Origin of the sequence: Sinorhizobium garamanticum, assembly GCF_029892065.1 — a bacterium.
Taxonomy (GTDB): domain Bacteria; phylum Pseudomonadota; class Alphaproteobacteria; order Rhizobiales; family Rhizobiaceae; genus Sinorhizobium; species Sinorhizobium garamanticum.
The window spans coordinates 1,837,872-1,851,436 of the sequence record NZ_CP120373.1; the positions used below are offsets into that span (position 1 = coordinate 1,837,872).

At 63.7% G+C, this 13,565-nt stretch carries 10 protein-coding genes; 4 read left to right on the plus strand and 6 right to left on the minus strand.

The window, feature by feature from the left end; all coding sequences use genetic code 11:
* The first annotated feature begins 14 nt into the window (after positions 1-14).
* The 4 genes from PZN02_RS08525 (at position 15) to PZN02_RS08540 (ending at position 5,300) form a co-directional block, all read left to right on the plus strand.
* Positions 15-356 (plus strand): sarcosine oxidase subunit delta, encoded by a 342-nt coding sequence (locus tag PZN02_RS08525; RefSeq protein WP_280661140.1) that lies wholly within the window; start codon positions 15-17, stop codon positions 354-356.
* Positions 353-3,346, plus strand: coding sequence for a sarcosine oxidase subunit alpha (locus PZN02_RS08530; protein WP_280661141.1), 2,994 nt, complete (start codon positions 353-355; stop codon positions 3,344-3,346). The genes PZN02_RS08525 and PZN02_RS08530 overlap by 4 nt, the downstream gene beginning before the upstream one ends.
* A complete protein-coding gene (gene soxG / locus PZN02_RS08535; protein WP_280661142.1) occupies positions 3,339-3,893 on the plus strand; it encodes a sarcosine oxidase subunit gamma family protein in 555 nt (184 codons plus the stop codon). The genes PZN02_RS08530 and soxG overlap by 8 nt, the downstream gene beginning before the upstream one ends.
* 282 nt (positions 3,894-4,175) lie before the next feature.
* Entirely contained in the window at positions 4,176-5,300 is a 1,125-nt protein-coding gene (locus PZN02_RS08540) for a zinc-dependent alcohol dehydrogenase family protein (RefSeq protein WP_280661143.1), read from the plus strand.
* Between the two features lie 15 nt (positions 5,301-5,315).
* Here the strand turns inward: PZN02_RS08540 and PZN02_RS08545 are convergent, their stop codons facing one another.
* The 6 genes from PZN02_RS08545 to glgC form a co-directional block, all read right to left on the minus strand.
* Entirely contained in the window at positions 5,316-6,386 is a 1,071-nt protein-coding gene (locus tag PZN02_RS08545) for a DUF2332 domain-containing protein (RefSeq protein WP_280661144.1), read from the minus strand.
* The gene (locus tag PZN02_RS08550) at positions 6,379-6,867 is read right to left on the minus strand and encodes a MaoC family dehydratase (RefSeq protein ID WP_280661145.1); all 489 of its coding nucleotides are present in this window, start codon (positions 6,865-6,867) and stop codon (positions 6,379-6,381) included. Before PZN02_RS08550 ends, PZN02_RS08545 begins: the two co-directional genes overlap by 8 nt.
* Before the next feature lie 76 nt (positions 6,868-6,943).
* On the minus strand, positions 6,944-8,908 hold the full coding sequence (glgX, locus tag PZN02_RS08555) for a glycogen debranching protein GlgX (protein WP_280661146.1): 1,965 nt from the start codon (positions 8,906-8,908) through the stop codon (positions 6,944-6,946).
* A 265-nt stretch (positions 8,909-9,173) separates the two neighbouring features.
* Positions 9,174-10,802, minus strand: a complete 1,629-nt coding sequence (locus PZN02_RS08560; RefSeq protein WP_280661147.1) for an alpha-D-glucose phosphate-specific phosphoglucomutase — start codon at positions 10,800-10,802, stop codon at positions 9,174-9,176.
* Positions 10,803-10,807: 5 nt separating this feature from the next.
* Entirely contained in the window at positions 10,808-12,250 is a 1,443-nt protein-coding gene (glgA, locus tag PZN02_RS08565; protein ID WP_280661148.1) for a glycogen synthase GlgA, read from the minus strand.
* A 6-nt stretch (positions 12,251-12,256) separates the two neighbouring features.
* Positions 12,257-13,519: a glucose-1-phosphate adenylyltransferase gene (glgC, locus tag PZN02_RS08570; RefSeq protein ID WP_280661149.1), complete on the minus strand. Its 1,263-nt coding sequence runs from the start codon at positions 13,517-13,519 to the stop codon at positions 12,257-12,259.
* Positions 13,520-13,565 lie beyond the last annotated feature (46 nt).

Consider the following 13,565-nt stretch of genomic DNA (forward strand, 5'->3'; position numbering starts at 1 on the left):
CGAGGACATTCCAGATGCTTCTGATTTACTGCCCCTATTGCGAAGAAGAGCGCTCCGAGCTCGAATTCCGCAATGCCGGCGATGCCCATATCGCCCGCCCGACCAATATCGCCGAGATCAGCGACGAAGAGTTCGAGGCTTATTTCTTCCTGCGCGACAACCCCAAGGGCGTCATTTTCGAAAGATGGCGGCACATCCATGGCTGCGGCCGTTTCTTCAATGCGGCCCGTGACACGGTGAGCGACCGGTTCCTTACCACCTACAAGGCCGGCGAGCCGAAGCCCGACCTCGAGGCGAAGCCGAAAACGAACGCGACGGCCGAGACTTACGAGCCCCTGGAAGGAGCAGCCCAATGAGCGGGGTCAATCGCATTTCGGGTGCGGGACGCCTGACGCCCGCCCGCACCGCCAGGTTCACCTTCGACGGCCGGACGCTGACGGCGCTCGAGGGCGATACGGTCGCCTCGGCCCTGCTTGCCCACGGTATCCATCTCGTCGGCCGGTCATTCAAGTACCACCGTCCGCGCGGCATTCTTTCCGCCGGCGCCGAAGAGCCGAATGCGCTGCTTGACGTATCGCGCGACGCGGCACGCAGACAACCGAACGTGCGCGCCACGGTGCAGGAGGTCTTCGACGGGATGAAGGTCTCGTCGCAAAATCGCTGGCCGTCGCTCGCCTTCGATGTCGGCGGGTTCAACGATCTGCTCTCGCCCTTCTTCGCCGCCGGTTTCTATTACAAAACCTTCATGTGGCCGAAGGCGGCTTGGCACAAGCTCTATGAGCCCTTCATCCGCCGTGCGGCCGGCCTCGGCGTTGCGCCGACGGAGGCCGATCCGGATCACTATGCAAGCCGCTACGTGCATTGCGACGTGCTGGTGATCGGCGCGGGCGTTGCGGGTCTTTCGGCGGCGCTTGCGGCCGCGCAGGCCGGCGCCAAGGTCATCCTCTGCGACGAGCAGTCGGAAGTGGGCGGTGCGCTCCATTATGACAGCGGCACGGCCATCGACGGCAAGCCCGGCTACGAATGGGCGCAGGCGACCGGCAAGGCGCTCGCGGAGCGGGACAATGTCAAGATACTGACCCGCACGACCGCGTTCGGCTACTACAACCACAATTTCGTCGGTCTCGTCGAACGGGTCACCGATCATCTCTCGGCACCGGACAAGGCATTGCCGCGCGAGCGGCTCTGGCAGGTGCGGGCGAAGAAGGTCATCCTCGCCAACGGCGCGATCGAGCGTCACATGGTCTTCGCCAACAACGACAGGCCGGGCATCATGTTGGCATCGGCGGGTCGCACCTATCTCAACCACTTCGGCGTCGCCGTCGGAACCAAGGTCGGCATCTACACGGCGCATGATTCCGCCTATGAGGCCGCTTTTGATCTCAAGAAGGCGGGTGTCTCCGTGCCTGTTATCGTCGACAGCCGGGAGAAGCCTGGCGAGGCGGTGCTCAACGAAGCACGCCGGCTCGGCATCGAGGTGCTGACGGGCCATTCGGTCGTCAACACTACGGGCAAACTCCGGATTTCCTCGATCAGCGTTTCCCGTAGGGGTGGCGGTGCGGCGCGCAAGATCGCCGTCGATGCGCTGCTGGTCTCCGCCGGCTGGACGCCATCGGTGCACCTCTTCTCGCAATCGCGGGGCAAGGTGAAGTTCGACGCCGCAACGGAGCGTTTCCTGCCGGGCACCTATGCGCAGGATTGCCTCTCGATCGGTGCATGCAACGGCACGGACGATCTCCAGGCGACGATCGACGAGGCGCTTGCGGCCGGTGAACTGGCAGCGCGCGCTGCCGGTGCTGAGAACGGATCGCAGCTAGCGATCTCCGGTGAGAACGCCTTCGCCTGGACAGGCGGCATGATCGGCGCAGCGGAAGGCGCGGGGCCGGATACGACGGTCAAGGCTTTCATCGACTTCCAGCACGATGTCTGCGCCAAGGACATTCGCCTTGCCGTGCGCGAGGGCATGCACTCGGTCGAGCATATCAAGCGCTTCACCACCAATGGAATGGCGTCCGATCAGGGCAAGCTCTCCAACATGCACGGACTCGCGATCGCCGCGGAAGCGCTCGGCAAGGGGATCCCCGAGGTGGGGCTGACGACTTTCCGCCAGCCCTACACACCGGTGACTTTCGGCGCGATCGTCAACCATTCCCGCGGAAGCCTGTTCGATCCGGCCCGCAAGACGCCGATGCATGCCTGGGAAGAGGGGCAGGGCGCCGAGTTCGAGGACGTCAGCAACTGGAAGCGCGCCTGGTTCTATCCGAAGGCCGGCGAGACTATGCACGAAGCGGTCGCGCGCGAATGCAAGACCGTTCGCGAGGTGGCCGGCGTCTTCGACGCGTCGACACTCGGCAAGATCGAGGTCGTCGGCCCCGATGCGGCCAAGTTCCTCAATCTGATGTACACGAACGCTTGGGACAACCTGAAGCCCGGCCGCTGCCGCTACGGCATCATGCTGCGCGACGACGGCTTCGTCTATGACGACGGCGTCGTCGGCCGCCTTGCCGAGGACCGCTTCCATGTGACGACGACGACCGGCGGCGCGCCGCGCGTCATGCACCACATGGAAGACTACCTGCAGACGGAGTTCCCGCATCTGAAAGTCTGGCTCACTTCCACCACCGAGCAGTGGGCGGTCATTGCGGTGCAGGGTCCGAAGGCGCGCGAGATCATCGCGCCGCTCGTCGAAGGCATCGATCTTTCGAACGAGGCTCTCCCGCACATGAGCGTTGCCGAAGGGCGGATCTGCGGCGTGCCGACGCGGCTCTTCCGCATGTCGTTCACCGGCGAACTCGGTTTCGAAGTCAACGTTCCGGCGGACTACGGCCAGGCCGTATGGGAGGCGATCTGGGCTCGGGCGGAGCCGATGGGCGCCTGCGCCTACGGCACCGAGACCATGCACGTGCTGCGCGCCGAGAAGGGCTACATCATCGTCGGGCAGGATACCGACGGGACCGTCACCCCGGATGATGCCGGCCTTTCCTGGGCGGTGTCGAAGAAGAAGCCGGATTTCGTCGGCATTCGCGGGCTGAAGCGCCCGGACCTCGTAAGGGACGGTCGCAAACAGCTCGTCGGTCTCCTCACCAAGGATCCGAAGGTAGTTCTGGAGGAAGGCGCGCAGATCGTTGCCGATCCGAACGAGCCGAAGCCGATGACCATGCTTGGCCATGTCACCTCGTCCTACTGGTCGGAAAATTGCGGCCGGTCGATCGCGCTGGCGCTTGTCGCCGGCGGACGGGATCGCCTCGGGCAGACCCTTTACGTCCCGATGGCCGACCGGACGATTGCCGTCGAGGTGAGCGACATGGTGTTCTTTGACAAGGAAGGAGGTCGCCTCCATGGCTGACCAGGCAACTGCAATCCGCAATGCTCCGCTCGCCGGCCTCCGTGGCGGCTCGCCAGCGGCGATCCTGACGCCCGCCGCACCCGCCTCGCGGATATCGCTGCGCGCCGAACCGGACGCCGTTGCGGCACTCTCCGCGGCGCTCGGGCTCACTCTGCCGACGCGGCCGAAGACATCCGCTTCGACCGGAAAGCGCCACGCGCTCTGGCTCGGTCCAGACGAGTGGCTGGTAATCGACGAAGACGGCAAGGATTTGATGGCGGCTGCCGCGTCCAGCGGCGTCATGCATTCGGCGGTCGACATTTCCCATCGCAACACGGCGGTCATCGTCAGCGGTCCGGGCGCCGAGGTTGCGGTCAACAGCGGTTGTCCGCAGGACCTTTCGCTCGCGATCTTCCCGGTCGGCGCTTGTTCGCGGACGATTCTGGGCAAGGCGGAAATCGTCCTCTTCCGCACGGCCGAGGATACGTTCCGCGTCGAGTGCTGGCGGTCGTTTTCGCCCTTTGTCTTCGGTCTTCTCTCCGAGGGCGCCGAGGACGCGGGGCACTGAAAGAAGCGTTTTTCTCGAACTTGGAAGCGGCGGAGCGATCCGCCGCTTTTCTTTTGTAAGCGACCGAGTCCTGGCCCCTCATCCGCCTGCCGGCACCTTCTCCCCGTTCTGACGGGGAGAAGGGACCTGCCACGCTGCCCAAGTCCCGTCTCCCCGCGTGCGGGGAGAGTGCTAGGGTGAGGGGCAATTCACTCCAACGGCGTCTCGACTCATAAGAACCGATCACGCTACCTTTTGCGTCGATTCGACCAGGAATCATGAGTTTGAAGCGGAGGAGTGAGCGTGAAGACACGCGCGGCGGTGCTGAGGAAATCACCGGTCGAGAGGCCCTATGCCAACACCCGGCCTCTTTCGATCGAGACCGTCGACCTCGATCCGCCAGGACCGGACGAGCTTCTGGTCAGAATTGGTGCCGCCGGCCTCTGTCACTCCGATCTCTCGGTCATCAACGGCGATCGGCCACGTCCGGTGCCGATGGCGCTTGGTCACGAGGCGGCCGGCACCGTTGAGGCGGTCGGCAGCAGCGTGCGCGATGTCGCGCCCGGTGATCGCGTGGTGATGAGCTTCATGCCGAGCTGCGGCCATTGCCTGCCCTGCGCGGAAGGCAGGCCGGCGCTCTGCATTCCGGGTGCAGAGGCAAACGGAAAGGGGACGCTGCTTTCAGGCGAGCGCCGCCTGCGCTGCGATGCGGTTCCTGTGCATCACCATCTCGGCGTTTCCGCCTTTGCTGATTATGCCGTCGTCTCGCGCCACTCGGCCGTCAGGATCGACGCGGATCTGCCGATGGTCGAAGCGGCCCTGTTCGGCTGCGCCGTGCTGACGGGCGTCGGTGCAGTCGTCAACACCTGCCAGGTCAGGCCCGGCCAGTCCGTTGCCGTTGTCGGTCTCGGCGGCGTCGGGTTGGCGGCAGTTTTGGGCGCGATCGCTGCCGGCGCCGAACGTGTCGTGGCGGTCGATCTGTCCGAGCACAAGCTGAAGCTGGCGCTCCAACTCGGCGCGACGGACGCGTTTCTGGCTGGCGATCCGGATGCAGCCGAAAAGATCCGCGAGGCGACCCGCGGCGGCGTCGACCATGCGCTGGAGGCGGCCGGATCGGTCAGGGCCTTCGAGCTTGCCTACCGGATCACCCGGCGCGGCGGCTTGACGGCGTCGGCGGGACTTGCCCATCCCTCAAGCCAGATTACCATCCCTGCGGTCAGCCTCGTCGCCGAGGAGCGCACAGTCCGCGGAAGCTACATGGGAAGCTGCGTGCCGAGCCGCGATATCCCGCGATTCATCGCCCTCTACCAGCGCGGCAGGCTGCCGGTCGACCGACTGCTATCGAGCACGGGGCCACTCGAAGAGATCAACGAGGCCTTCGATCTTCTCGATCAGGGCCGGGTCATCCGCCATGTGATCACGTTCTGAACTTGCGGTTCAACGTCATCCCTTCGGTAAGCCGATCCACTCTATCCATCGACCATGGAAATCCGCCCGACCGATCAGATGTTTTTCACCATCGGGCCAGGTCTGGAGCGACAGCGCAGCCCCAGGTTTCAAGCCGTCCGCTTCCATCTGAAGCCATGCGAGCGGCGCATCTGCCGTTGCCGCTCTTCCCGCAGTAGCGATCTGGGCCTCGCCCTCTTGCTGGGCGGATTCAGGCAGATATTGCCAGGCGACCGAGTGATAGACGACGTGGACTGCACCGGGGAAGGGATGGGCGAGGCGTTGTTTGAGCCAGTCCACGGCGTCGCTACGCTCGACAAGGTTGCCGTGAGCAGCCGCGATCGCAAACGCATTTCGGGTCCGCTCAAGCCGGTCCGGCTGATCGGCCCAGATATAGGAGAGCAGTCGCAACCGGTTCTCCTCGCTCGCTGGGTCAAGCGGGTTGATATCGCATCCTGCCCGTCGGACGATTTCGACCGATCCGACGGGTAGCGCCTCTCCCGACCACTGGGGCGAGATGATGACCCCGGATTCCATGTCGCCCCATTGGCTGCTAGAAAGGTCGTAGCCGTAGCGGTCCCAGTGCAGGTTCAGACCGGCACTCGCACCAACTTCTGACAGGACAAGTGGTTTGCCGAAGGTGCGCGCAACCGTGAGAAATCCGGCAAGCAGTGCACCTGAGCGGCGCACCTCGTTCGTTTGCGGCGCGGAAGACAGCCGCTCCAGGATGAAATCGGCGTGCTTCCGAAAAGCCGCGTCGCATGCGGCCCAGAGCGTTTCATCGTCGATAACATTCGGCGGATAGCATGAAGTCAGCCTATGGTCGCGTCTCAACAACACGAGGGCATGAAGCGCACCGAACAGCCGCAGCGGCACGGAGTCCGCTTCGGGCCGGGGATTGCCTTCCCAGCCTAAGACCCGGCTGCCGACAGCACTTTCACCATCGAGGCGCTCAGCTGCCAGCCGGCAAAGCCTGGCCATGAAAGGGGAACCGAGTTCGTCGCAGGCCTTGCCTTGCCCGCGAAAGGCCCGGCGGACAGATTCCTCGGTTCCCGTTTGCTCAGGCATCGACCGGCCGGTCCTTCGGATCGAACTGGATGATCGTCTGCCATGTCGCCGTCAGGGCGGGCTTACGCTCGCCCTCGATCTCCACCGTTACGTCATAGGTGATCATCAACATGCCGGCGCCGCGAAAGCGGGCGTCGGCCATGGCGAAACGGCCGCGCACCTTGGCGCCGCTCTTCACCGGTGCGATGAAGCGGACCTTGTCGAAGCCGTAATTGATGCCCATCGTCTGCTCGCGGATCGTGGGCAGGCAATTGTAGTTCATCGCCGAAAGCAGCGAGAGCGACAGGAACCCATGGGCGATCGTGCCCCCGAAGGGCGTTTCCGCTGCCGCGCGCACCGGATCCGTGTGGATGAACTGAAAGTCGCCCGTCGCCTCGGCAAAACTGTCGATGGTCTTCTGGGTCACGGTGATCCAGTCGGAAACCCCGATCTCCTGCCCGATCAGCTTCTTGACGTCCGAAAGTGAAATGTCTTGCGGCATATGATTGTCCTGAAACATGGGCCTCCCACCGATCTATAGGCCGGTAGGGGCAAATCTAGCAAGTGTTAGTAAAAACTCAGAAAACTTCGACGACAAAGGTTACCGAGCGGGGGGCGACGAATGGGGGTGCCGCCGTCCCGGAAAGAGCGTCGCGCCACTCGCCGTCGAGGTTTGTGGGAGGCTGAAAGGGATGCGGCGCATGACCGCGGTTGATGACCACGGCGAGCCGTGTCGCTCGTGGCTGCTCTCGGTCCTTGGTCGCAAGCAGCATGACGAGATTGTCGGTCGCCGGGTGTTCCCAATCCTCGACCGTCATTGGATGGCCGTCGAGGCGCAGCCATGTGACGTCGCCCTTGCCGATGAAGAAGCTTGTCTGCGCGAAGACATCGAAGCGCCGTCGCATCGCTGAGAGCGCGACAGTGTGGTCGATGAGCTTCGGGTCGAGCTTCGTCCAATCCAGCCAGGTAAGGGCGTTGTCCTGCGCGTAGGCATTGTTGTTGCCGTTCTGACTGCGCCCGCCTTCGTCGCCGGCGGTCAGCATGATCGTTCCGCGCGAAGCGAAAAGCGTGCCGATCAACGCCATGGCGTCGGCTTGTCTCGCTGCCGCGATTTCCGGATCGTCGATAGGACCTTCGGCGCCATTGTTCCACGAATAGTTCTCGTTGTGGCCGTCGCGATTGTCTTCGCCGTTCGCCTCGTTGTGCTTGCGCGCATAAGAGGTGAGATCCGCCAGCGTGAAGCCGTCATGCGCGGCGATGAAGTTGACGCTGCGCGTTGCCGTCTCGCCCCACCGCGAGAACGCATCGGAGGAGCCGGCGAGTGCGGTTGCCAGTGCGCCGATCGCATGCCGGTCGCCGCGCCAGTAGCGGCGAATGTCGTCCCGCGCGCGGTCGTTCCACTCGAGAAAGGGTTCGGGGAAATTGCCGAGCTGGTAGCCGCCGGGACCGGTATCCCAGGGCTCGGCGATGAGAATGCGATCGCCGAGCACGGAGTCCGCGGCAATGGCCGCAAAGAGAGCGGCGTCGCGGTGGAAGCCGCTCATGTCACGCCCGAGGATCGACGCGAGGTCGAAGCGGAAGCCGTCGACGCCGGCGGCAAGCACGAAATGGCGCAGGCTGTCGAGGATCAGATCCCGTACCACCGGATGGTCGCAAGCGATCGTATTGCCGCAGCCGGTGTCGTTGATGAGCTCGCCGGGCCGGTCGATCGCATGTCGGTAATAGGTGAGATTGTCGAGTCCGCGCATCGAAAGCGTGGTGCCGTAGCGGTCGCTCTCGCCGGAATGGTTGAAGACGAGATCGAGGATGACGCCGATGCCGGCCTTGTGCAGCGTCTCGACAGTCTTGCGCAGTTCCTCGGTGCCGCCGGGCACGAGGCGCGGATCGAGCGCCATGGGGGCGATCGGGTTGTAGCCCCAACCGTTGTGAAGGCCGAGCGACGGTAGGTGCCGCTCATCGATCCAGGCGACGATCGGCATTAGTTCGATGGCCGAGACGCCAAGGCGCTTCAGGTGGTCAATGATCACCGGTTCCGCTAGGGCGGCGACAGTGCCGCGTTTCTTCTCCGGAACATCCGGATGAAGAATGGTGAACGGTTTGACAGCCACCTCATAGATCAAGCCGCCGGGCTCGAACAGCGGCGGCTTCACCTTCACCGCCTCTGTTTCGGTCACGATCGCTTTCGGCACCAGATCGGCGGTCTCCTCGCCGAAGATGGTCAGGCGAGGATCATGGCGAAAGGGACGGTCGAGCTCGATGGCGTAGGGATCGACCAAAAGCTTCGAAGGATCGAACCAGAGCCCATGATCGGGCGAGTAGATTCCGTCGGCTCGGAAGCCATAGCGGGTACCGACAGGCGCATCGTCAAGCGTCAGGCTGTGAACGTCTCCGTCGCGCAGCATCGGCAGGCGACGCAATTCCCTGTTCCCGCTCTCGTCAAACAGGCAGAGGTCGACGCGGGCGGCATTGCGGGACCAGATCGCAACGCGCGTTCCGTCTGGCGTGCGTGTCACGCCGAGGGGGGGAATTCCGGTCGTCGGCATGAAGGCGTGCCTCTTATTGGTATTGCTGTTCAAGTGAGTGTCCCTGGCAGCCCCCTCTGCCCTGCCGGGCATCTCCCCCACAAGGGGAGATCCACTCGCTGCAACCCCATCCTCCAACAGGAGCGCCCGCATTGCGGAGCCTCCTATTGGGGGCACTTGGGGGGCCACGTCCAATCTCCCCCTTGTGGGGGAGATGGCCGGCAGGCCAGAGGAGGGTAACAGAGCAGCAGAGCGCCGCCCGGAGCGACCGGGTGGTAATAACCCCTCAGGTAATCACGCTCGGCTGATCGCGGCCGGTTCGGGTCTTGATCTCGGCGATCTCGTCGGCCACGGCGATGAGATCGGCGAGTGCCGCCTGCGTGTCGAGGTCGTGGCGTGCCGGGTCAGCTTCGAACCGTTCGATATAGACCCTGAGCGTCGCGCCCGACGTGCCGGTACCGGAAAGACGATAGACGACGCGCGACCCGCCCTTGAACAGGACGCGGATGCCTTGGTTTTTGCTCACCGATTTGTCGACTGGATCGTTATAGGAGAAGTCGTCGGCCGTCTCGACCGTGAGTGCGCCGAAGCTCTTGCGCGGCAAGGCGGCGAGCTTGTCCCGCAAGGCACTGATCAGGCCGTTCGCTGCGTCGGTGTCGACCTCTTCATAGTCGTGGCGGGAATAATAGTTGCGGCCGTAGGTCGCCCAGTGCTTGCGGGCGATATCGAGTGCGCTTTCCTTGCGCACGGCAAGAATGTTGAGCCAGAGCAGCACGGCCCAGAGGCCGTCCTTCTCGCGCACATGGTTGGACCCGGTGCCGGCACTTTCCTCGCCGCAGATGGTCGCCAGACCCTCGTCGAGCAGGTTGCCGAAGAATTTCCACCCGGTCGGCGTCTCGTAGATACCGATGCCGAGCTTTTCCGCCACGCGGTCGGCTGCGCCGCTCGTCGGCATCGAGCGCGCGATCCCGGCCAATCCCTTGGCATAGCCGGGCGCCAGATGCGCGTTGGCGGCAAGCATTGCCAAGCTGTCCGAAGGCGTGACGAAGATGCCTTTGCCGATGATGAGGTTGCGGTCTCCGTCGCCGTCCGAGGCAGCGCCGAAATCGGGCGCATCCGGCGCCATCATCGTTTCGTAGAGCGCACGGGCATGCACGAGGTTCGGGTCCGGATGATGGCCGCCGAAGTCGGGCAGCGGTATGAAATTCATCACCGAGCCCTTGGGTGCTCCCAGCCGCCTTTCGATGATCTCCTTGGCATAGGGGCCGGTCACCGCGCTCATCGCATCGAAGACCACCCGGAAGCCGCCGGCGATCAGCTTGCGGATCGCCGCGAAGTCGAACAGGCTTTCCATGAGCTCGGCGTAGTCCGCAACCGGGTCGATGACGGTTACCGTCATGTTCTCGATCTGGTGGGAGCCTTCCACGTCCAGATTGACGTCACCGACATCGGCGATCTTGTAGCTGTCGATGGTCTTGGTGCGGGCGAAGATCGCGTCCGTCACCTTTTCCGGCGCCGGGCCACCGTTGCTAACATTGTATTTGATGCCGAAGTCCTCGGTCGGGCCGCCGGGATTGTGGCTCGCCGACAGCACGATGCCGCCGAAAGCCTTGTATTTGCGGATGATATTGGAGGCGGCCGGGGTCGACAGGATCCCGCCGCGGCCGACGAGCACGCGGCCGAAGCCGTTCGCGGACGCCATCTTGATGGCCTTCTGGATGACTTCGCGGTTGTAGTAGCGGCCGTCGCCGCCGATCACCAGCGTCTGACCCTCGAAGCCTTCGAGCGAATCGAAAATCGACTGGATGAAGTTCTCGGCATAGTTCTTCTGCTGGAATACCGGAACTTTCTTCCGCAGGCCGGACGTGCCGGGCTTCTGATCGCCATAGGGGTTTGTGGAGACGGTTTTAATCATCTTTCTTAGCCTTTCGCGAGGAGACCGGAATAGAGCGAGACATAGCGTTCCGCGCTCTTGGCCCAGGAAACGTCGGACTTCATGCCCTGATTTTGCATGCGCGCCCACACTTTCGGTTCGCTGTATGCACGGAAGGCGCGCCTGATCGCAAGGCGCAATCCTTCGGCGGTGACCGGCCTGAACTGAAATCCGGTGGCGACCTTGGCCGAGAGCGCAGCCTCGTTGGCGTCGATGACCGTGTCGGTGAGGCCACCGGTACGGGCGACGATCGGCACGCAGCCGTAGCGCAGCCCGTAGAGCTGGGTAAGTCCGCACGGTTCGAAGCGCGACGGGATGATGATCGCATCAGCGCCCGCCTGCATGAGATGCGACAATGGTTCGTCATAGCCGGTCACCACGCCGATATGCCCGCGATGGCGCGAGGCGGCGGCGAGCAACGCTCCTTCGAGCGCCGCGTCGCCCGATCCCAGTATCACGAGCTTGCCGCCGAGCGTCACGATATCGTCCGTCACTTCGGCAAGCAGGTCCATCCCCTTTTGCCAAGTGAGGCGGCTGATGACGCAGAAGATCGGGCCAGGGCTGCTATCCAGTCCGAAACGCTCTTCGAGCGCCTTGCGGTTGCCCGCGCGCCGCTTGAGCGTGCCGGGGCCGTAGTGGCTTGCAATGTGCGGGTCCGTCTCAGGGTTCCAAGTGTCGGCGTCGATGCCGTTGACGATGCCTATCAGGCTGTCGACCCTGCTTGCGAGCAGACGGTCCATTCCCATGCCGAACTCGGGCGTCAGGATCTCCTGGGCGTAGGAGGGGCTGACCGTGGTGATCGCCGTCGCCGTCTGCAGGCCGCCCTTCAGGAAGCCGACATCGCCGTAATATTCGACGAACTGCATGGAAAAGGCCTCCGGCGGCAGAGCGAGCTCCGGAAACACGGAGGCGCCGAACTGCCCCTGGAAGGCGATGTTGTGGATCGTCATCACCGTCGGCGTATTCGGCGCCGAGCCGAAGCGCATGTAGACCGGCGTCAGCGCCGTCTGCCAGTCATGGACGTGGACGATATCCGGCTTCCAGCCCGGGATGACGTTGTCGCCGGCAATTTCCGCTGCCGCCAGCGAGAGTGCCGCGAAACGGCGGAAATTGTCGGGATAATCCCGCCCGGTCGGATCAAGATAGGGTCCCCCGTCGCGGGCATAGAGCGCCGGCTGATCGAGGACGAGCAGGTCCAGTCCGTTGATTTCTGCCGAAAGCACGGTGGCGGGATGGCCGAAGAGATTGTCAATCCTGCCGACGGCCTTCTTCTTTTTCAGCTTGTGGAGCACGGCAGGGTAGCCCGGCACCAGCGTGCGCATCTTGATGCCGTGCGGGAGAAGCGCCGCGGGGAGCGCACCGACGACATCGGCAAGCCCCCCCGTCTTGACCAGCGGGTAGACCTCGGACGCAACGGACAGGATGTTCATGCAGACCTACATTCCCAGCTTGTCGATCATCGATTGGGTGATCAGGCAAACGCCACTTTCCGTGCGGCGGAAGCGCTTGGCGTCAAGTTCCGGATCGTCGCCGACGACCAGGCCCTCAGGGATGACGACGCGGCTGTCGATGACCACATTGTTCAGCGTCGAATGCCGCCCGATCGTCACGTCGGGGAGAACTACGGCATTTTCGAGTCTGGAGTATGAATTGACCCGAACGCCCGTGAACAGAAGGCTCCTGTTGAGCGCGGCACCCGAGATGATGCAGTCGCCCGAGATGAGCGAGGAGGTCGCCGAGCCGCGGCGGTTCTCGTCGTCGTGGACGAATTTCGCCGGCGGCTTGATTTCGGCGAAGGTCCAGATCGGCCAGGTGTTGTCATAGATGTCGAGTTCGGGGGTCACGTGGGTCAGGTCGATATTGGCCTGCCAGTAGGCGTCGATCGTGCCGACGTCGCGCCAATAGGCCTCGCGCTCAAAATCCGAGCGGACGCAGGAGCGGGTGAAGCGGTGGGCGACCGCTTTTCCGTGTTCGACGATGTAGGGGATGATGTCCTTGCCGAAGTCGCGGCTCGATTTCGGGTCGGCGGCGTCGCGGCGCAAGAGATCCATCAGGAACCTGGTGTGAAATACGTAGATGCCCATGGAGGCGAGCGCCAGGTCCGGGCTGTCCGGAATGCCTGGCGGATCGGCTGGCTTCTCGACGAAGGCGATGATGCGGTCCGCCTTGTCGACATGCATGACGCCGAAGGCGGTCGCTTCCATGCGCGGCACTTCCAGGCAGCCGACGGTCACGTCGGCGCCGGAATCGACGTGCTGCTGCAGCATCAACTCGTAGTCCATCTTGTAGACATGGTCGCCGGCGAGGATAACCATGTATTCGACGCCGTGATCCTCGATGATGTCGATGTTCTGGTAGACCGCGTCGGCGGTGCCTTCATACCATTGCGTTTCGGAGACGCGCTGGCTCGCGGGCAGGATGTCGAAGCTCTCGTTGCGCTCGGGGCGGAAGAAGTTCCAGCCGCGCTGCAGGTGCCGGATCAGCGAATGTGCCTTGTATTGGGTGGCTACCCCGATGCGGCGGATACCGGAATTCAGGGCATTGGAGAGCGCGAAATCGATAATGCGCGCCTTGCCGCCGAAATAGACGGCCGGCTTGGCGCGGCGGTCCGTCAGCTCCTTCAACCGACTGCCGCGGCCGCCGGCGAGAACATAAGCCATGGCATCGCGGGCCAGAGGTTGCGTACGTTTTTCCACCATTTGTCCTCCCCAAGATCAGTTCGGGGACTGCTTGGCGGCATCTGCG

Bases quoted from the DNA above. Each gene is read 5' to 3' on its own strand.
- PZN02_RS08525 (WP_280661140.1), top strand. From the start codon at position 15: ATGCTTCTGATTTACTGCCCCTATTGCGAAGAAGAGCGCTCCGAGCTC.
- glgX (WP_280661146.1), bottom strand. From the start codon at position 8,908: ATGCCGACGACCGGAATTCCCCCCCTCGGCGTGACACGCACGCCAGAC.
- PZN02_RS08560 (WP_280661147.1), bottom strand. From the start codon at position 10,802: ATGATTAAAACCGTCTCCACAAACCCCTATGGCGATCAGAAGCCCGGC.
- soxG (WP_280661142.1), top strand. From the start codon at position 3,339: ATGGCTGACCAGGCAACTGCAATCCGCAATGCTCCGCTCGCCGGCCTC.
- PZN02_RS08550 (WP_280661145.1), bottom strand. From the start codon at position 6,867: ATGCCGCAAGACATTTCACTTTCGGACGTCAAGAAGCTGATCGGGCAG.
- glgC (WP_280661149.1), bottom strand. From the start codon at position 13,519: ATGGTGGAAAAACGTACGCAACCTCTGGCCCGCGATGCCATGGCTTAT.
- PZN02_RS08545 (WP_280661144.1), bottom strand. From the start codon at position 6,386: ATGCCTGAGCAAACGGGAACCGAGGAATCTGTCCGCCGGGCCTTTCGC.
- glgA (WP_280661148.1), bottom strand. From the start codon at position 12,250: ATGAACATCCTGTCCGTTGCGTCCGAGGTCTACCCGCTGGTCAAGACG.
- PZN02_RS08530 (WP_280661141.1), top strand. From the start codon at position 353: ATGAGCGGGGTCAATCGCATTTCGGGTGCGGGACGCCTGACGCCCGCC.